Consider the following 20,367-nt stretch of genomic DNA (forward strand, 5'->3'; position numbering starts at 1 on the left):
ATTTATGATATCCAAGCCATGTCTGTGCTGTCAACGGAGCACTTCATTCCACGGCTTACCAAACTATAAATAAGGGGCGCATTGTATATGGATGTTATCGTAAAACCTACTCCCTCCTTGAAGGGTCAATTCGGAGCGCTGTCCTCCAAGAACTATACGACTCGTTATTTACTCGCAGCTGCTCTTGCAGAAGGCACGAGCACGATTCATTTCCCTGCACACAGTGAGGATAGTGACGCTATGCGCCGCTGTATTGCGGACCTGGGAGCTCTGCTGGAAGAGGATGACGAGAAGATCGTCATTACAGGCTTTGGACGTAATCCCCATCCTGCGACGGAACTGAATGTGGGCAACGCAGGGGCTGTATTACGCTTTCTGATGGGGACAGCAGCGCTGCTGCCGGATGTGACCTTCGTGAACACATACCCTGAATCGCTCGGCAAACGTCCTCATCTGGACCTGATTGAGGCCTTGGAGCAGATGGGGGTAGAGGTGGAGCATCAGGCAGGACGCTTGCCTATTCGTATTCGGGGAGGTCAGCCTAAGGGCGGTCATATCCGTGTATCGGGTTCCGTCAGCTCGCAGTACTTAAGTGCACTCCTGTTCTTGACGCCGCTATTGGAGGAGGACAGTCACATTGAAGTGCTGCATGATCTCAAATCCAAAGTGGTCATTGGCCAGACGCTGGAGGTGCTGGAGCAGGCAGGAATCACAGTCCATGCCAGTGAGGACTACATGTCCTTCGACGTCCCTGGCCGTCAGTCCTATAAGGCTCGTGAATACACTGTGCAAGGGGATTATCCGGGCAGCGCAGCCATTTTGGCAGCAGCAGCGGTTACTCATTCTGACGTAACTGTAGAGCGGCTCATGGAGCACAGCAAGCAAGGTGAGCGTGCTATTGTTGATGTACTGCGGATGATGGAGGTTCCTTTGACACATGAGAACGACGTGGTGCGTATTCAGGGGAATGGTAGGCTGAAGGCGGTAGAGTTCGATGGAGATGCGGCGACGGATGCTGTGCTGGCAATGGTTGCGGCGGCTGTCTTTGCTGAAGGCACCTCCCGCTTCTACAATGTAGAGAATTTGCGCTACAAGGAATGTGACCGGATTACGGACTATCTGAACGAGCTGAAGAAAGCAGGGGCACATGTAGAAGAGCGTCAGGCCGAAATTATTGTCCACGGTACCCCGGAAGGTGTTTCAGGTGGGGTGGAGATTAATGCGCATTTCGATCATCGTGTCATTATGGCTTTGACTGTGGTCGGTCTGAGAGCGGCACAACCGCTACGAATTAAGGATGCACATCATGTGGCCAAATCCTACCCGCAATATTTTGATCATTTGCGTGCGCTTGGAGCTGATGTTGAGTGGGTACAATAATTCGGGCACAATAATTCATAGTGACAAGCCTTTCCTTGTGAGATAATAGAGAGGATGTAACAGGCACAGGGCGTCAAGCGATAGCTAGAGTCCCAGCGCCAAGCTATGGAGGTGATGAAGGATGACATATGCAAATCCTGATCGTGATACCATTCGCCAGATTCTTGAGCAAGTAGGTAATATTGCTGTAGTCGGCTTGTCGGACAAGACGGACCGCACATCTTATATGGTGGCTGCGGCCATGCAGAGCAGAGGCTACCGCATCATCCCGGTGAACCCCACTGCGGCAGGGCAGACGATTCTCGGGGAGACCTGCTATGCATCATTGAAAGAGGTTCCAGAACCCATTGATATGGTGAATGTCTTCCGCCGTAGTGAATTCTGTGCGGATGTCGCTCGTGAAGCCGTCGAGGTGAAGGCTTCTACATTATGGCTTCAACAGGGAATCATAAGTGAAGAGGCAGCCGAGATTGCAGCGGGCCATGGAATGCAGGTCATAATGGACCGTTGCATCAAAGTCGAGGAGGCGATCACCCGCCCGAATCGACCCTAGACTCTGTTACTCGGACGATCGAGTCGCCTTGGGTGTTAGCAGAACGAATCCGATGTCTCATCGGGTTCGTTTTGCTTTGAAAATTTTTGACAAATGACAGCCGACCGCTTACCATCAGGATAGAAAGGAGAGGATAGCCATGAATTGGCTAGGATCCTTACAGCGGTTGGGCCGCGCGGTTATGCTGCCAACCATGGTGCTTCCTGCGGCTGCCATACTCCTTAGTCTGGCGAGTCTGCCTTGGAACCAATGGGGAATGCCACTGATTGCAGAGGTGGCTCAGGCGGCCGGGAACGGCATTTTTTACTTTCTGCCTTATTTTTTTGCCGTAGGTGTAGCTCTCGGCATGTCGAATCAGGCAGGGCAAGCGGGGCTTGCTGCTTTGGCCGGAATGGCCATCTATGACCAGGTTACTAAATATTTCGGGCAAGGACTGGTACATCCAGCCACCCTTATAGGCATTATCTTGGGCGTTATTTCTGCGGTCACGCATAATAGGTTCAAGAGCATCAAGCTGCCTGAAGTACTGCAGTTTTTTGGCGGTTCACGCTTCGTGCTACTGGTCATCGGGCTTTTCTCTGCCCTGTTTGCCTTTCTGATGCTGGGCATTGCCCCGGTACTTCAGGGGCTTTTGGGACAGTTGGCTGATCTGGAGCAGCATATGGGGGGCTTTGGCCTGTTCCTGTATGGCATTTTGTATCGGGTGCTTGTGGCATTTGGGCTTCATCATCTGCTGAATAATGTATTCTGGTTCCAGGTTGGGACCTATGAGACGCCTTCTGGACATATCGTGCAGGGTGACCTGCCTCGCTTCTTCAGTGGAGACCCGACAGCAGGCTACTTCATGTCAGGATTATTCCCTATTATGATGTTTGCGCTTCCGGCGATAGCCATTGCGATCATTCAGGAAGCTCGTGAGGATTTGAAGCCGAAGATTCGCAAGACGTTCCTCACAGCAGCGTTCGTATGCTTTTTGACAGGGGTATCCGAGCAGATTGAGTTTGCCTTTTTGTTCGCAGCTCCTTATTTATTTCTGGTGCATGCTGTATTGTCAGGGCTGGCCATGTGGCTGACCTACGAGCTGGATATAAGGCATGGCTTCTCCTACTCGGCAGGCTTTATCGATTATGTGCTTAATTTCCACTTGTCAGAAAATGCCTGGTTGCTCATTCCTGTGGGCATCGCTTACGGACTAATCTACTATGTGTTGTTTCGCTGGGCCATCCGTACGTTCCGAATTCCGACGCCAGGTCGGGAGGAAGGATCTGTACTGGAGGACTGGGCGGGGAGCATTCCTTACCGTGCACCGCTGATTCTGGAGGCGCTTGGAGGCAAGGAGAATATCGTGCAGGTGGAGTCCTGTATCACAAGGCTACGGCTGACTGTACATAATGACAGGCTTATTGATACGACAGCTATGAAAGCACTGGGCTCGGCAGGTCTGATCAAGCTGGGAGGCGGCAATGTGCAGGTCGTCTTCGGAACGTATTCAGAGCTCATTCGGGAGGAGATTGCTAAGCTACTGCAGCGTGATCTCACTCAGGTGCTGTTTAACGCTCCGGTGCAAGGAAAAATGCTTCCGATCCATGAAGTTCCTGATCAGATTTTTGCTGCCAAGCTCGTGGGTGACGGTGTAGCTTTCATTCCGGAGAAGGGAGAGCTGGTCTCGCCTGTGCACGGCACGGTCATGCATCTGTATCCGACCATGCACGCCATTGGGATCGAGACACTCGACGGCATCGAAGTGCTACTGCATATCGGAATTGATACATCACAGCTCAAGGGTCATTTTACGGCCCTGGTGGCTGCTGGTGATCAGGTAGAGCCAGGACAACTGCTGATCAAGTTCGATCTGCAGGCTTTACGTCAGCTAGCGCCTTCGCTAGTGACACCGATGGTGATAACGAATCCGGACAGAATCAAGTCATGGAGCTTCGCTCCGTTCAAGACGGTGAAGAAGGGGCAAGCGTCGGTCATGTCTGTTGTACTGTATGATAGGAATGTTGGAGGGGTTGAAACATGATATACGGCATAGGAGCTGCCTCGGGGATTGCCATCGGCAATGCTTTCGTTCTACCAAGCTGGGAGTGGGACTTAACCGATCAAAGAATGGACCCGGTGGACCTTGCCAAAGAATTTGAACGATTGTATGAAGGGATACGGACCTCCAAGGATGAGATTAATTCCATAAAGGATGAGTTCCGTGAGATCGTGGGGCCGGAGGAATCAAGCATATTTGATGCTCATCTAGCCATCCTCGATGATCCTGCATTCATGAATGAAATTCGCGGCATCATTGAACGACAATATAAGGCTGCTGAGGTAGCCGTCAAGGAAGCCATTGATCATTTTGTTACGATGTTCGATCTGTTGGACGATGAATATATGAAGGAGCGGGCGCTCGATATCAAGGATGTCGGGAATCGTTTGCTTAAGCATCTGTTGGGGGCCCCTGAGGTGACCTTGCCGAAGGACACGCAGCCATATATTCTGGTAGCTAAGGAGCTGTCGCCGTCTCAACTCGCCCATCTGAATCCGGGGCACGTCCTAGGGATTGTTACGCTGATCGGCGGGAAGACCTCCCATTCCGCTATCATGGCGCGTGCCCTCGGTATCCCACTCGTGTCAGGGCTGGAAAGCAACAACAATCTGCCGGTTCAGACCGGGGATATGATGATTGTGGACGGGGACAACGGCAAGGTATATGTCAATCCTGGAGAGACGGCACTTCGTCGCTATACGAAGCTTCGTACAGAGCAGCTTCGTAAGAAGCAACAGCTTGAACTGCTCGCAACAGTCGATTCTGTAACGAAGGATGGCGAGCGAATTCATCTGGCTGCGAATATAAGTTCGGTTAAGGATTTGGAGATGGCCCTGAAGAATGGAGCCGAGGGTGTTGGATTGTTTAGAACCGAGTTTCTCTATATGGATCGGCCTGCTTTTCCGAATGAGGATGAGCAATTCGAGGTGTACAGACGTGTGGCGGAGAAGGCTGGCTCTCACCCAGTTGTCATCCGCACGCTGGACATCGGAGCGGACAAGCAATTGGATTACTTACCGCTTCAAGAGGAAGAGAACCCGTTCCTGGGCTACCGCGCTATTCGAATCAGCCTGGATCAACGTGATATATTCAAGACGCAGCTGAAGGCTATTTTGCGAGCGAGTGCGGCTGGTAATGTACGCCTGATGTACCCGATGATTTCTTCTGTAGAGGAGTTTCGTGAAGCCAATCAGGTACTTGCGGAGGCGATGCAGGAGCTTGAGGAACGAGGTGTTCCTTTCAACCCGCGTATGGAAAAGGGCATCATGATTGAGGTGCCGGGGGCAGCCTTGATAGCGGATTTGCTTGCGGAGGAAGCGGACTTTTTCAGCATCGGCACTAATGATCTGGTACAATATGTACTCGCTGTAGACCGCATGAATGAGCAAATTGCCCACATGTATCATCCCTATCACCCTGCTGTGCTGCGGATGCTCAAAATGATAGCGCAGGCAGCGCATAGGGCTGGCATCAAGGTAAGTGTATGCGGGGAGATGGCTGGGGACGAGCGCTCTGTTCCGCTCTGGCTGGAGCTTGGGATTCATAATCTCAGTATGTCGCCACAGTCTCTACTTCGTGTGAAGCATCGGGTGCTGAATACTACGGCCTCCAAGGCGAAGGTGATTGCTCAAGAATGCTTAGGCATCTCATATGCAGCGCAGATTGAGGAGAAATTAACCGTTGCAGCAGGCTTGGTTGTAGTCGACCAGGTCAAGAGCTGACGAGACCAGCCGCGGGTCAACACAGCATTACTTGGGTGATCACTCGGCTAGTTGTGAAGGCAATGGGTACTATAACGAATAGCAATGGTTGATTGACTCGGCAGAGCTGAACATGACTGAGTGTGATCACAATGTAGCTATAGCTTTGTAGATATAGCTTCTTAATAGGAAAGGGACGCCCGCTAGAATGAATTGCGGACGTCCCTTTATCATTTGGAGCTGAATGTGAAGTGCATACAAGTAGGTGAGTTGTGGTGAAGTTTATCCGGCCCTACAGGAGCCTGTCAGAGTGACGCAGAGGTCTTTGCAGGGGACGGTAGTAGCAAACTTCAACGCATCTAGACAAAAGCTTAACAAAGCCTCTGGAAAGCTTACACGGAGTCTCAACGCACCACAACGGAGCCTCACTGAGCTTAGAATGCCTCTGAATGCAACAGATGAGCCTACATGGCCCCAGATTGCTACAAATGCCTCAACGGAGCTCTGAAGAACAAAGTTCTGCCTTTGATCTAGCCTTTTATGTGCTTATCAACTTCGTTCGAGCCAACAGTGAGCTTAGCGGTGGTCGACAGGGCTCCCCACTTGCGAGATTCCACACATATATTCGACCCGGTCAACGTATTGATTACCCTTTGGCCGCGAGCAGGTCGCAAAATGCCTTGCCATAGGGCGGAAGGTCCGGTGGTCGGCGCGCAGAGACGATATGTCCGTCAGTGACGACAGCCTCATCTTTCCAGATGGCACCTGCGTTCTCCATATCGTCGCGGATGCCCGGTGTCGAGGTCACAGTGACGCCGTTCAGAATTTTGGCAGAGATTAGCACCCAGCCAGCGTGGCAAATCTGGCCGATGATCTTGCGATCAGCGTGCATTTCCTGAACAAGGCTGATCACCTTCGGATAGCGTCTTAGCTTATCAGGCGCCCAGCCGCCAGGTACCAGAATGCCATCATAATCACGGCTATCCAGCTCATCGAATGCATATTCTGCCTCCGCAGGGACCCCGTATTTACCGATGTAAGTCTTGCCCTTCTTCTCACCTGCGAGATGCACCTCTGCTCCCTCTTCGCGAACTCGATGGACGGGATACCACAGCTCCAAATCTTCGAATTCTTCATCTACCAGTGCAATTACTTTTTTTCCAGCCAATCTCATGTGTACACATCCCTTCTTCTGCTTTATGCTTTTAATATAACATTCGACGTGTAATACACCAAACGGACAGGGCTCCGTGCTGGAATTCGATAATTTATCCGTTTTTTTCGCGAAGTATGGCAATTTGTTCAACTTCTGTACAAAGGCAGGGAAATGAAGGCCAGAGGTCGAATCTCAAATGTATTGGCGTAGAATTAGATAATGGGGTGTATTGGAAAATGCGCAAGCATTGTAGTTGCGGGCGGGCGATGGGTCTGGAGTTACGAGTGATTATCTATGCCCGCAAGGTCAGAATCAGACATGTTCCTGTATATGTATGTGAGGAATGCTGTGGTTACGAGATCATGCCACAGGTTGCTGGACGTATGAAAGCCTTGATTGCGGAGCTTGGAAAGTCTCCCTCCCGGCAAAGCATATCGTTTGCTCAGCGGAATGAGCTGGCGGATGTCATCCGTCTGTTCATTGCAGATGAGACCGATGCCCCTGGTGAGCATTGGGAACAGCGCTTTGAAACCGCAAGGCAGGACAGGATTAATCTCTTGCTGGATCTTTATCGTGTTGCTTCCCAAAGTGGGGACGAGGCGTGGAAGTCACAGCTTCAAGAGAGGCTGGCTCAGCTCCCGGATTGCACCAATGATCCGTTGTTAACTGACGCTTGATACTTTTCATGAAAATTTTCATGGCCATCATTGGATTTTGCATGCACTTTTTGTTACCATGTAAATATGACTATCAGTGAAAGGAATGCATGTCCAATGGCTACTTTGAACCCGATCCACACTTCGGAGCAATTACACGCGGTACTGGACGCATCTTCGGACAAGCCTGTGCTTGTGTTCAAGCACAGCACACGCTGTCCAATCAGTGCCCGTGCGCATCAAGAGGTAGAGAATTATCTGCGTTCCGCCAACGACAATTTTGAATACGGTATCATCCTTGTGGTTGAGGATCGTCCAGTGTCTCTGGAGGCTGCTGAGGTACTTCAAGTGAAGCATGAATCACCTCAGGTTATCCTTGTGAAGGATGGCTCAGTCGTCTGGCATACCTCTCATTCGGATATTACAGCTGGAACGCTTCAAGACACCCTGAGTCAGGTCTGAGAAGGCCTGTCATTGCGCAATTGAGGTTTTTGTCGTATCATGTTTTAAAATAGTATTTTGCACACATTGCTTCAAAATCCCACTGAATCTCATTATTCTATGCAGTATGGTACATAGGCAACTCCGGGATATGATTATACTGTCAGTACCGATTCGGATGGTAGATGCGAAATACATAACGGTACCTGGAGAACTGCAACGAAAATTTATCGGCAATGGAGAGAAGGAATGTGACGGTAACGATCTATGATGTTGCTCGCGAAGCAGGCGTGTCGATGGCGACCGTATCCCGCGTAGTCAACAATAACCCTAACGTAAAGCCCCAGACCCGCAAGAAGGTGTACGAAGCTATTGAGCGCCTCGGCTATCGTCCAAATGCTGTCGCAAGGGGACTCGCAAGTAAGAAGACCACGACCGTTGGTGTCGTGATTCCGGATATATCTAATTCGATTTTTGCGGAGATTGCGCGTGGTATCGAGGATATAGCTAACATGTACCACTACAATATTATCTTGTGTAACGCTGATAAACGTAAAGAGAAGGAAATCCGCGTCATCAATACGCTACTAGAGAAGCAGGTGGATGGACTGCTCTTCATGGGGGGGACGGTGACGGACGAGCATATTCAAGCGTTTCAGACGTCCGCTGTACCTATTGTATTGTGTGCAACGAGCGACGAGAAGGGCTCTTATCCATCCGTGGATATCGATCACGAAGCTGCAGCATTTGACGCAGTCAGCACACTGATTCGTCACGGACACCGTCAGATCGCGATGATCAGTGGAACCCTTCAAGATCCTGCTAACGGCTATGCACGTTTCCAAGGTTATAAGAAGGCGCTTGAAGCAGCTGGAATTGAGTACCAGGAGGACCTGGTGCGTATTGGCAACTATCGTTATGAATCTGGCGTGGAAGCGATGAAATATTTTCTTGGATTGAAGAAAAAACCGTCCGCTATTTTCGCAGCTACAGACGAAATGGCTATTGGTGCCATTCACAGCATTCAGGATGAAGGCTTAAAGGTGCCGGATGATTTCTCCATCATTAGTGTGGATAACATTCGTATGGCCTCCATGGTGCGGCCGCAGCTTACGACAGTCGCGCAGCCGATGTATGATCTTGGCGCGGTAGCAATGCGTCTGTTGACTAAGCTGATGAAGAAGGAAAATGTGGAAAATCCACGCGTGATTTTGCCACATGAGACGATTCTGCGTCTGTCTGTAAGCTCTGTGGACTAGATTAGTCCTATAGATACAATATATGACTTGATCTTTTGCGTGCAGGGGATCAAGCAGGAAGAAAGCTCCTTTACGGGAGCTTTTTTTTCGAAATCAGACCTTGGAAGAGTCCTCAATAGATGCAGCAGGCAAAAGGAGAGAACGTAATAATGAGTGAAGTGATAGGAATTATTGGAGCGATGGATGAGGAGATTGAATTGCTGCTGTCCTCAATGGAACAACAGAATCGAGTTGAGCGGGCAGGAATTATCTATGTCGAGGGAGAGATTGAGGGGCGGCGAGTGGTCGTCTGCAAATCAGGTGTTGGCAAGGTGAACGCGGCGGTGACTACACAGATTCTCATAGACCGCTTTCAGACGACGACCATTCTCTTTACAGGAGTGGCTGGTGCAGTCGACCCAGAGCTGAATGTGGGTGACATGGTCATTTCATCGACCTGTATGCAGCATGACATGGATGTCACGCCGCTTGGATACGCGAAAGGGATTATCCCTTATCAGGAAGTCTCGGAATTTGCAGCCGCCCCCGCGCTGATTCAATTGGCAGAGCAAGCATGTTCGGTTCTCGGAGCCAATTACCGAATTGGGAAGGTGCTGTCGGGAGATCAGTTCATTGCCAATGTGGAAAAGGTAGCATCTTTATATGAGGAGATGCAAGGGGCCTGTACAGAAATGGAGGGAGCAGCAGTGGCACAGGTATGCCATATGCACCGCATCCCATTCGTCGTTCTCCGATCCATGTCGGATAAGGCGGATGGCTCAGCCCATACCAGCTTTGCAGAGTTCACAGTAGAGGCATCCCGGCGCTCACATGCCATCGTAGATTACATGCTCAAGCATCTCCCGATCCACTAAGCTGCTATGCGTGCTGACCGCGGAAGCTACATACTGAAACAAAAGCGTACTCCTGCTTCAAGCGAAGGTAATAGGTTGGTGGTGGATGTGCAGGTTCACTAGGTCACTTCACCACCAACCTTTGCTGTAAGCGGATGTATGGCTAATACATTTTACGTCGCTGAAAACGAACCCGATCAAAGGCTTCCTCGGAGGATAATGAGACATTCGGCCCCACACGGACCATAAGGCAGTTCGCAGGATGTGAACAAATCTCAGGGTCATCGGTCGCGTACCAGACCATCCCCACACATTTCATGAGCTGCTCCATCATCCTTCGATAGTCCCACACGGATAGCTTCGAGCCTTGTAAATCCCAATGCCAATAATACTCTGTCGTATATACGATATAATCATCGAGCTGTCCTTCACGAAAGCCTGCCTGGATGAGTGCACGACCGATCCCGGTGGAGCGATAATCAGAAGCTACTTCTATGGCTCCCAGTTCCAGCAGGTCATCCATATTTGCCTCCGACCAGCGCTCCAGCTCGTCAGGATAATGGAAGGTGACATATCCGACAATGGTTGAATCCGTTCTGGCGATAATGACTCTTCCTTCTGGCAGAGCGGCAATCTCCATCAAAGCCTCATGCTGCTCCCGTGGTCTACGGAAGGCATCAAGCTGCTCATGGAGCTCAAGTCCCTCCAAATATTCGGCCGTTATCGGTCCCTCCACCACCAATGGTATTTCGGCATGCGAAAGCTGCTGCTGCTGGTATATTTTCGTATGCTGCATGAACAGGCTCCTTTCCTCGAAATGATGTCGGATTTACCTGTCTTCCCCTTTTTATAGCAAAAAAACAATTCTTTGAAAAGAATAGCGGTCACAAGTGTGCTATGCTATACTGATTTAGACATAAAAAGTTCACATTTTTCCAATAGCCAAAATAAACGAGCAAGATGAGGAATCTCATTTATCAGTCGTGAGGAGGCGAGAATTCATGCATAATGAATCAATGGAAAGTGTTGTATACGGTTCCAATATGGGCAATTATGAACAAGCCTGCAAGCGTTTTCAGTGGGAGGAGATAGAACGCCACTTCACCTGGTATAAGACAGGCAAGGTGAATATGGCACATGAAGCCATTGATCGGCACGTATATGAGGGGCGGGGGCACAGGACGGCGCTGCTCTATGCTGATGATGTCCGTGAGGAATCCTACACCTTTATGCAGCTATGTATGGAATCCAACCGCTCAGGTAATGTACTGCGTAAATTTCAGATTGGCCGCGGGGATCGTGTATTTGTGTTCATGCCACGTTCACCGGAGCTGATTATTGGCTTGCTAGGAATTTTGAAGGTAGGGGCCATCGCCGGACCGTTATTCGAAGCGTTCATGGAGACAGCTGTCAAGGATCGGCTGGAGGATAGCTCCGCAGTGGCGATCATAACGACACCTGAGCTGTTACCGCGTATTCGGCGTGAGGAGCTGCCACACCTGAAGCATATTTTTGTAGTAGGAGACAATGTGAATATAGAGGATGGACTCATTGACTGGAAGCACGAGATGGATGAGGCTTCCTATGAGCTGGAGCCGGAGTGGCTGGATCGGGAGGACGGATTGATCATTCATTACACCTCTGGCTCGACAGGCAAACCGAAGGGAGTGTACCATGTCCAAAATGCCATGATTCAGTACTACTATACGGGTAGACAGGTGCTTGATCTGCGTGAGGATGATATCTATTGGTGCACAGCAGACCCAGGGTGGGTGACAGGAACCTCTTACGGAATCTTCGCACCCTGGCTGAATGGAGCAACCAATGTCATTCGAGGAGGGCGCTTTAACCCTCAGCAATGGTACCGCACGATTGAGCGCTATCAGGTTACGGTATGGTACAGTGCACCGACCGCTTTTCGCATGCTGATGGGTGCGAGTGCGGATATTCTGGATAAATATGATCTGACCAGTCTACGGCATGTCATGTCCGTCGGAGAGCCACTGAATCCGGAGGTCGTTCGTTGGGGCTGGAAGGCTTATGGCCAGCGCATACATGACACATGGTGGATGACGGAGACGGGCGGCCAGCTCATCTGCAACTACCCTAAGATGGCGATCAGGCCTGGCTCTATGGGTAAGCCATTACCAGGGATTGAGGCTGCTATTCTGGATGAACAGGGGCACAGGCTCCCACCGAATCATATGGGACATCTGGCGATTCGAACCCCATGGCCCTCCATGATGAAAGCGATCTGGAATAACCCGGATAAGTATCAGGAGTATTTTCGCTTTGAGGGCTGGTACGTATCTGGAGACTCTGCCTATATGGACGAGGATGGATATTTCTGGTTCCAGGGGCGGATTGATGATGTGATCAATTCCTCTGGGGAACGGATCGGCCCCTTTGAGGTAGAGAGCAAGCTGGTAGAGCATCCTGCGGTTGCAGAGGCTGGGGTCATCGGCAAGCCTGACCCTGTCCGGGGGGAATTAATCAAGGCGTTTGTAGCTTTGCGTGAGGGCTATGCAGCGACAGAAGAGCTGAAGGCTGAGATATATCAATTTGTAAAAGAGGGTCTCTCGGCGCATGCGGCTCCCCGTGAGATTGAATTCAGGGAAAAGCTGCCCAAGACACGCTCTGGCAAGATTATGCGACGTGTACTCAAGGCTTGGGAGCTAAACCTGCCTACAGGAGATCTATCGACGATCGAGGACTGACATGAACACTTATTAATTCTATCCTCTACAAAAAAAGAAACCATCCTTATGATGAAATGGAGATCACAACCATTTCGAATCATAGGATCGGTTTCTTTTTTTATTATTTATCTAGGCCTCAAAAATCAAGGAGTCTTTGTGGCAGGAGAAAGTCCTGATTCACCCGCTGCGTTGATGGCGCTGATTCGGAATGAGCCTTTATTCAGACTGTGTGAGTTGTAATTGAAATGGGTACTCTGAGCAGTCCCTAAGAAATTAAAGGCATCTTTGCCGTCCTCACTATAGTAAACGTTATACCCTTGAATCCCTTCAGCAGAGGCATTTCCCTGCCAGGACAGGGAGATTCCATTAGCCGTTGCTTGCACATGAGGAGCGGCTGGAGCTGAAGGAGGTCCAGCAGGTACTACAGGCTCACCAGCCTGGTCAGGTGGTGTGCTGTCAGGCGGTGGAGCAGCACCCGCAGTAACGGTAGCGCTAGGCGCAGATTCTCGACCAGCGACGTCTACAGCTGTAACATAATAGCTGCCTGTGCCTGCCGTGAACACCTTGCTGGCATCTGCCATAACGACTTTGCCTTGGCGTCTGAAATCTCCACCTGTAGACCGGTAGAGTCTATAGCCGACGACATCCTTATTTGGACTTGCGCTAAACGTAATGATGGCGTTCCCGTCCTTCGTCCCTGCACTTACATTGGATGGAGGAGATGGATCACTGCCGTCATCAGATCTCGGGTCGACATCCGTCGGCATATCCGCCGTAGCATCCTGCGGCAGATAATAGGAGATATCTCGGCGTCCTTTGACATAAGGCAAGGCCTTCTGCAGCTCCTTAATCAGCTCCGAGATAGGTTTCTCACGCTTGATTACTGTACGTTCCTTCAGCATATCGTCAGGAGTGCCATCTTTAGGGATGTAATTGACACCATTGAAGGTAATATATTTTGCTCTTGAAATACCATCGTCACGTTCCTTAGGAACGAATTTGCTGTTGAATTTGTCAGTCACAAAGCGATCTGTCATAGCAGTCGGAATCTTACCGCTGTAAGCCGATACAGTTCTGCTTACGATCCCGTCTGGGACAGGGAATGACTTGGTAGTGAACAGTTCAGGACGCTGCTCGACGACTTCATTCATAATCTGGGCCCACAGCCGGCGTGCACGTTCCTTCTGAGCTGTTGTCTCCAGCTTATGCTCCTGATACTTGTAGCCAACCCAGACGCCTAGAGTAACATCTGGTGTAAAGCCCTCGAACCACACATCCGTATAGGATTGCGTCGTTCCGGTCTTGCCTACAATCGGAATATTGCTATGCTTGAAGTTGCGCTTTACTAGTCCACCTGTACCCTCAGTCACGACAGTTCTCAGCATATCGGTCATCAGATAGGCTGTCTGTGGTGAGAAGACGCGAACAGGCTCGTGGTCCTTCTTGTACACAACATTACCGTTAGAGTCGACAATCTTGGCAATCATGTAGGCATCATTGAATTGTCCGCCGTTGGCAATCGCACCATAAGCATTTGTCAGCTCTTCAACGGTCACGCCATATTTCATGCCACCCAGTACCCCAGTCTGTGCCTGATAATCACTATCCTCGATGGTGGTGATCCCTAGCTTCTTGGCAAAATCCCAAGCATCCTTGATGCCAACCTTCTCGTTGAAGATCTTGAGCGCTACGGTATTCATCGACTTATTCAGCGCATAGCGCGCTGTGACCAGTCCTTCATAACGATTGTTCGAGTTCTTGGGAATATGATAGCTGTTCGAGCTGTTCTTCAGAATAATAGGGGAATCATCAAGGACACTTCCTGGCTGAACTGCTCCACTATCCAGAGCTGGCAGAAAGGCTGCAATGGGCTTCATTGCTGAACCGGGCTGCCTAACCATCTGCGTAGCGTAGTTCATCTGTTCCTCGTTGAAATCCCGTCCCTCGATCATTCCCAGGATGGCGCCTGTTTTATGATCAATAAGGATAGCTGCCGTCTGTTCCATTCCCTTGGTCTTGCTTGTAGGAGAGAAGTTGTTAGCGTTCTCCGAGATCGTATGCATCGCCTTATACACCGTCTTGTCGATTGTAGTGTAGACGCGATAACCACCTGTACGGAGTTGGTCCATAGCTTCCTGCAGGCGCTCACTGCTATTGCCTTGCGTGTCTGCATTCGCTGTCTGCTCGGAATTGTTCATAACAGACATTAGCACCTGTGCTGCCTGGCGTTCCGTTTCCAGCATTAGATAAGGATAGGTGTTATATGCCTTGACGGTGCGTTTGGCTAGCGATCCTTTGACGTCAAAGGCCAGTGCTTCCTGATACTGAGCTTGTGTAATCTTGTTCTCCTGCAGCATCCGGCTCAGCACGAGCTTCTGCCGATTCATCGCCCTATTGAAGTTCTCTTCAACGAATTCACCCTTGCTGTTATAAGCAGAATATCTAGTCGGAAGCTGAGGCAGACCTGCCAGATAAGCAGATTGAGCGATGTTAAGCTCCTTCAGATCATTAATATTGAAAATACCTTTGGAGGCAGCCTTGATACCGAATACATTATATCCGTTGGAGCCTTTGCCGAAGGGGACTTTATTCAGATATGCACTCATAATTTGATCCTTCGTCATGAATCGTTCCAGGCGCAGGGACAGGAGGATTTCCTTCACCTTGCGATCCTCGGTCTGATCGAGACTCAGGAAGACTCGACGTGCCAACTGTTGGGTCAGTGTACTGCCGCCTGTCTGAACGGATTCATTCAGCACCCTTTGCTTGACAGCGCGAAGTGTTCCAGAGATATCTACACCTTTATGTTCATAAAAACGATTGTCCTCGATGGCAATGACAGAATCAATGACGATCTGAGGAATCTGGTCCAGACTGACAGGGCGTCTGTCCTCATCCGTACGAAGCTGTCCGATCGGTGAGCCGTCATTGAAATATGCGAAGCCAGTAATCGCATTTTCGCCTATCTGCTGTTCGATCATAGCCCTAGAACGCACGGGGTCATCCTTAACGATGGAAGCGACGTAGCCTGATACGGCTCCACCGACAAACAGGATGCCCATAAAGGCTATAACGAATAGCCATTTCATGGTTATGCCCAGTCCGCGGAAAAATTTCCTCCAACGGGATACTTGACGTTTAGGGACTTTTTTGTTCTCATCAGTCATCAAGTCTTCCTCCTTTTAACAGGCACTATTATAGCACAAAAATATGGGTTCGACCCATAAGCACATAAGCCTGTCTTTTGAAAACTGACGATTCAAGAACGCTTATATTTGTAAAAAAAGGCAGGGGAAATACAATATTTGATGCAAGCAATGTAGTGTATCATTCATAAATACGAAAAAAAGGAGAACCTCAAAGAGCTGATTTGCTCTTGAGACTCTCCTTTCGGTAATTCTAGTTACAAATTAACGGTTGTAGAATTCGACGATTTGCTTCTCATCGATGTCTTGGGACAGCTCAGCACGCTCTGGCAAACGGATGTATTTACCTTCGAACGCAGCATCGTTGTACTCCAGGTAAGAAGCCAGGTGTGTACGGTTCTCCAATGCTTCCTTGATGGAAGTCATTGTGCGGCTTCTTTCACGAAGACCGATAACATCACCAGGAGATACTTGGTAAGAAGCGATGTCTACCTTTTTGCCATTCACAGTCACGTGACCGTGGGATACCAATTGACGGGAACCCGCACGGGAGTTCGCGAATCCAAGACGGTATACCAGGTTGTCCAGACGGCTTTCGAGCAGGAACATGAAGTTCTCACCGGCAATACCTTGCATATTTTGAGCTCTGTTGAACAGTGTGCGGAATTGCTTCTCGCCCAGACCGTACATGTGACGCAGCTTTTGCTTCTCTTGCAGCTGCATACCGTAGTTGCTCATTTTTCTGCGTTGGTTAGGACCGTGTTGTCCCGGTGGGAAAGGGCGTTTCAATTCTTTACCAGTGCCGCTCAGAGAAATACCGAGACGACGGCTTAATTTAAATTTAGGACCAGTGTAACGTGCCATTATAGAGTTAACTCCTTCATAATTAAATTTGAGTCGGGCTCTCTTTGCGCTCTAGAGTGTCTGGCATGTAAATCAGATCATGCACAACTGACAGGAAAGTTCAGCCGCTGTCCTGTTAGCAACACAACAGATGAGGGTGACACAACCGTTTCGCCCAAATTTAAGACCGGAGCAGTAATGTATACCACCCAGTCTTCATCAACAATAAATATTATATGAAACGTAGTGGTAATGTCAAGAAAATTAAAAAAAGAAAACGTCAAAAAATGTCGATAGGTCTAATGGACTAAAAATTTGGGCCGATTCACTGAAAAATGGATGCAAATGCGAAGGGAAAGGAGTAAAATAGAGCATGTCTACATTCCTCGATTGCGTCTTCGTGTTAGATGCCTTTCAGAATTGCGCTAGAAGGAGTTGTACAAGATATCCAGCCTTCTGTTGAGAATTTGTACAGGAGGAGGGTTATATCATTGCTGTGAAGGAGCGCCCGATATGTCAGAATTTCCATCAGCGGATGACAACGTCCTCGTGAGTAACAAGACCAATCCAATAAAGCCGCTGTTAGACGGGCAATGCCCGGATTTTCTTTCTTGGCTGCAAAACATGGACATTACGCCTTTGGATTTTCCATACATTGATAATCTGCTGCTTACCGCATATACAGACTGGATTAGGCAGTCTGAAGGATTAGAGTGGCTACGGAAATTCTCCACAGCCGTATTTAACACCGGAAGTGCACAGATAGCTGGTGCATGGGAGACCGAGGTATATCAAGCCTGTGCGTCAAGAGTACTGAGTTCCGGTGCATGTGAGCACACGATTGAAGAATCCCCGGGTGGTATTCGCAACGTCGTCTACGGTGTTCCCTTATTTTCCCGGGTTCATCATGATCTGTTTGCTGTTCTGCTCTTCAAGATACCAGCGCAGGCGACCAGCGTTGCTCCGGGTCCTAGCACAGACTCACTTCAGACGGCTGCATTACATTACCGTAGCGTGTTCTATCAGAAATTCGAGAGTCTGTTCGTTGCAGATCTTCTGCATTCGAAGAATACGGTGGGTGGCCCGTCCAAGACGCCGTCTATTCTATTTCAATTGGTAAAGCGCATGCATGACAAGATCGAAGTGGATGCAGTGTTGGATGAGGTGTTCGACAGTATATCGGACATGTTCCCCGATGTGGAGATTACATTGTATATGGCTCAGGAGAGGCAGAATCTCAATCTGCGAGTAAAGCAGCTACTTCTGGATCAGAAGAGCAGCAATGTCAGCGTGAAGGCCTTTGTCAGTGGCCAGCCTGCAGTGGGGCAGGTGGACGGTCAGGAGATCACCGAGCTTGGCATCCCATTGAAGGGCAAGCAGGGCACATATGGTGTTGTGCATCTGCAATTGCCGCCAGGGCAGAAGGAAATGAGCGAAATGGATATCAGCCTGATTACGATGATGGCGGACACAGCTGGAGTAGCTTTTGAGAACGCTAACCTGCTGGAGCAGTCCAACCTGCTCATCCAGGAGCTCAGATTGATCAACGAACTGGTCCAACGCCTGAATCAGAGTCTTCAGCTTACCGATATCGTTCATTTTGCCATCTTCGAGCTTATGTCCATTTTTCAGGCCGAGAATTGCTGCATTGTACAGCTTGAAGAGAATGGAGAACATTCAAAAATCATTGGCTGCAACGTGAGGGCTTTTGAAAATAGAGTTCTATATGGAGATTCAGGATTTTCAGGCCATATCCAGAGTTCTGGTGAACCGGTGATCGTCTCCGATTATAGCAAGGAGTCTGCGATTGTGTCCGAGCTAATGAACGAGACGGGCTCGAAATCCATGATTGGTGTTCCGCTGCTCATGAGCGGCAAGGTCCGAGGCTCGATCATGCTGACGCATACACAGCCCTATTATTTCTCGTATAATAACTATAAATTGCTCCAGATGTTCTCGACGCACATCGGACTCGCACTCATGAATGCTTCCTTGCATGCACAGGTGAGAAGGTTGGCTAATATGGATATGCTAACAGGATTACACGTGCGCCACTATCTGGACAAGGTCATTCAGGAGCACCAGCAGAAGGATTTCTGTGGATCTCTTATTCTCATTGATATTGATCAGTTCAAGCGAGTTAACGATACGTTTGGACATCAGAAGGGCGACGATGTGCTGAAAATTGTCAGCGGAATTATTAAGGATAGTGTCCGCAGTGAGGATCTCAGTGCCCGTTGGGGTGGTGAGGAGCTAGCTATCTACTTGCCTCAGCTGGGTATTTACCAGGCTCTTCAGGTGGCTGAGACGATCCGCAAGAAGGTACCAGGAGAGACGGATCCGTCGGTTACCATCTCCTGCGGTATTGCGGAATGGAGCTGGATGGACGATCAGGTCAGCATAGAGAAACTGTTCTATAGAGCTGATATGGCGTTGTACGATGCCAAGAAGCAGGGGCGCAATCGTACGGTGCTTGAGAATCTGGACGCTGAGCTTATGGGCCAGATCGAATGACATGCAGCAGATGTACAGCTATTGGAACCGAATTAGATTCATGAACTGTAAGCTCTCCTAAGCTCGTTGCCACTATGGCTGCGTGCAGGAGGGCTTATTTGTCGCATCATCGGCTCAAATCTGTTCTAAGGGCCTATTCCTCTCCCGCCCCTGCTAGGGCACAGCTTGCAGACTGTAATTCTGAATATAAGCGGGGTGAGTAGGGAAGCCTATTGTGCTGAACCTAGATTTTGGGGAGGCGGTAGATATGCGAGGATGGCGAATATACGCAGTGATCATCATCTGTACACTTCTGGCAGAGGGCTGCTTGAATGCAGATCAGGGCCACACGCCGCAGGAGCTGTACAGAATGGCTTCAGCTGGGATTGCGGGTAAGGAACGTATGAGCTTCCGTGGAATGGCCGCGATTAGGCGATCTAACAGCAGCTTGTTTGAGCAGCAGATACATTATGAGGGTTCTTTGCGTGGGCATGATGTTGTCGAGATTCGGACAATACTGCCGTCGGAGGAAGCAACGCTTTCCCCTGTACACAAGACGTCTAGCGAGCACAAGCCTTTTTCTATTGAAAACAAAGGCGGGCCAAAATCAATGATGCGGCGAGAACAAGGCAAGTGGCAGTTGAATTCATTGGGCAGCAGGGAGTGGGATGGGACAGTGGGGCGATTCAATCCTTTTCATCAATTAAGTCAGCTGGACCGCTACAATAAGCTTGTATCATTGGAAAGCGGTTCTCCCCGCGGTGTCAAAATGCTTCGGATTGAATTGACTCCGGCCGATGCCAAGCAAATGCTTCGTGATGAATTGACTACGGAGATGGAGAATATGGAGACCCATTATTTGAAGCAACTGCAGCAAATGGATGCAGTAGCCACCGTTCATAAAGATGAGCTACGCCAGGAGATTCAGCATACCCGCAAGCAGGAGCAGAGCGAGATGCTGAACAGACTTAAGGATGCCGAGGTGCGTGCAGTCTATCACATGACCATTGATAAGGCGACCAGTCTGCCATTGCGTCTGTCCTCCGAGACGAAGTTAAGCTACAAGAATGATCCGGAACAGGGAGAAGCATTGGTGACGGATGTTTTTTTTGAAGGGTATTAAGTTGTGTGAAAGAACGTGATACAATAAATAATGAAGAATTAACC

General features: G+C 49.5%; 15 protein-coding genes. 11 read left to right on the top strand and 4 right to left on the bottom strand.

Features of this window, described 5'->3' with window-relative positions; genetic code table 11:
* Positions 1-87 precede the first annotated feature (87 nt).
* The 4 genes from aroA to ptsP all read left to right on the top strand — a co-directional run bounded on the left by aroA (position 88) and on the right by ptsP (position 5,695).
* Positions 88-1,380, top strand: coding sequence for a 3-phosphoshikimate 1-carboxyvinyltransferase (gene aroA / locus D328_RS0123540; protein ID WP_018887509.1), 1,293 nt, complete (start codon positions 88-90; stop codon positions 1,378-1,380).
* Positions 1,381-1,501: 121 nt separating this feature from the next.
* Positions 1,502-1,933, top strand: coding sequence for a CoA-binding protein (locus tag D328_RS0123545; protein ID WP_018887510.1), 432 nt, complete (start codon positions 1,502-1,504; stop codon positions 1,931-1,933).
* 139 nt (positions 1,934-2,072) lie between these two features.
* Positions 2,073-3,956 (top strand): glucose PTS transporter subunit IIA, encoded by a 1,884-nt coding sequence (locus tag D328_RS0123550; protein ID WP_018887511.1) that lies wholly within the window; start codon positions 2,073-2,075, stop codon positions 3,954-3,956.
* A complete protein-coding gene (gene ptsP / locus D328_RS0123555; RefSeq protein ID WP_018887512.1) occupies positions 3,953-5,695 on the top strand; it encodes a phosphoenolpyruvate--protein phosphotransferase in 1,743 nt (580 codons plus the stop codon). The genes D328_RS0123550 and ptsP overlap by 4 nt, the downstream gene beginning before the upstream one ends.
* Before the next feature lie 625 nt (positions 5,696-6,320).
* Here ptsP and D328_RS0123565 read toward each other — a convergent pair.
* Positions 6,321-6,848, bottom strand: coding sequence for a type 1 glutamine amidotransferase domain-containing protein (locus tag D328_RS0123565; protein WP_018887514.1), 528 nt, complete (start codon positions 6,846-6,848; stop codon positions 6,321-6,323).
* 218 nt (positions 6,849-7,066) lie between these two features.
* On the opposite strand from D328_RS0123565, the gene D328_RS0123570 reads away from it, so the two are divergent.
* The 4 genes from D328_RS0123570 to D328_RS0123585 all read left to right on the top strand — a co-directional run bounded on the left by D328_RS0123570 (position 7,067) and on the right by D328_RS0123585 (position 10,040).
* Entirely contained in the window at positions 7,067-7,507 is a 441-nt protein-coding gene (locus D328_RS0123570) for a hypothetical protein (RefSeq protein ID WP_025681181.1), read from the top strand.
* Between the two features lie 96 nt (positions 7,508-7,603).
* On the top strand, positions 7,604-7,948 hold the full coding sequence (gene ytxJ, locus D328_RS0123575) for a bacillithiol system redox-active protein YtxJ (RefSeq protein WP_018887516.1): 345 nt from the start codon (positions 7,604-7,606) through the stop codon (positions 7,946-7,948).
* A 230-nt stretch (positions 7,949-8,178) separates the two neighbouring features.
* On the top strand, positions 8,179-9,186 hold the full coding sequence (gene ccpA / locus D328_RS0123580) for a catabolite control protein A (protein ID WP_018887517.1): 1,008 nt from the start codon (positions 8,179-8,181) through the stop codon (positions 9,184-9,186).
* Between the two features lie 149 nt (positions 9,187-9,335).
* Positions 9,336-10,040: a 5'-methylthioadenosine/adenosylhomocysteine nucleosidase gene (locus D328_RS0123585; protein WP_018887518.1), complete on the top strand. Its 705-nt coding sequence runs from the start codon at positions 9,336-9,338 to the stop codon at positions 10,038-10,040.
* Between the two features lie 142 nt (positions 10,041-10,182).
* Here D328_RS0123585 and D328_RS0123590 read toward each other — a convergent pair whose 3' ends face one another.
* Positions 10,183-10,815 (bottom strand): GNAT family N-acetyltransferase, encoded by a 633-nt coding sequence (locus tag D328_RS0123590; protein WP_018887519.1) that lies wholly within the window; start codon positions 10,813-10,815, stop codon positions 10,183-10,185.
* Positions 10,816-11,020: 205 nt separating this feature from the next.
* On the opposite strand from D328_RS0123590, the gene acsA reads away from it, so the two are divergent.
* On the top strand, positions 11,021-12,736 hold the full coding sequence (gene acsA / locus D328_RS0123595) for an acetate--CoA ligase (RefSeq protein WP_018887520.1): 1,716 nt from the start codon (positions 11,021-11,023) through the stop codon (positions 12,734-12,736).
* A 125-nt stretch (positions 12,737-12,861) separates the two neighbouring features.
* On the opposite strand, the gene D328_RS0123600 is transcribed toward acsA, so the two are convergent.
* Both D328_RS0123600 and rpsD read right to left on the bottom strand, forming a co-directional pair.
* A complete protein-coding gene (locus D328_RS0123600; protein WP_018887521.1) occupies positions 12,862-15,885 on the bottom strand; it encodes a transglycosylase domain-containing protein in 3,024 nt (1,007 codons plus the stop codon).
* 243 nt (positions 15,886-16,128) lie between these two features.
* Entirely contained in the window at positions 16,129-16,728 is a 600-nt protein-coding gene (rpsD, locus tag D328_RS0123605; protein ID WP_018887522.1) for a 30S ribosomal protein S4, read from the bottom strand.
* 492 nt (positions 16,729-17,220) lie between these two features.
* On the opposite strand from rpsD, the gene D328_RS0123610 reads away from it, so the two are divergent.
* Positions 17,221-19,221, top strand: a complete 2,001-nt coding sequence (locus D328_RS0123610; RefSeq protein WP_018887523.1) for a sensor domain-containing diguanylate cyclase — start codon at positions 17,221-17,223, stop codon at positions 19,219-19,221.
* 247 nt (positions 19,222-19,468) lie between these two features.
* Positions 19,469-20,323, top strand: a complete 855-nt coding sequence (locus D328_RS0123615) for a hypothetical protein (RefSeq protein ID WP_018887524.1) — start codon at positions 19,469-19,471, stop codon at positions 20,321-20,323.
* The last annotated feature ends 44 nt before the right edge of the window (positions 20,324-20,367 follow it).

Origin of the sequence: Paenibacillus massiliensis 2301065 = DSM 16942 (assembly GCF_000377505.1) — a bacterium.
Lineage (GTDB): Bacteria > Bacillota > Bacilli > Paenibacillales > Paenibacillaceae > Paenibacillus > Paenibacillus massiliensis.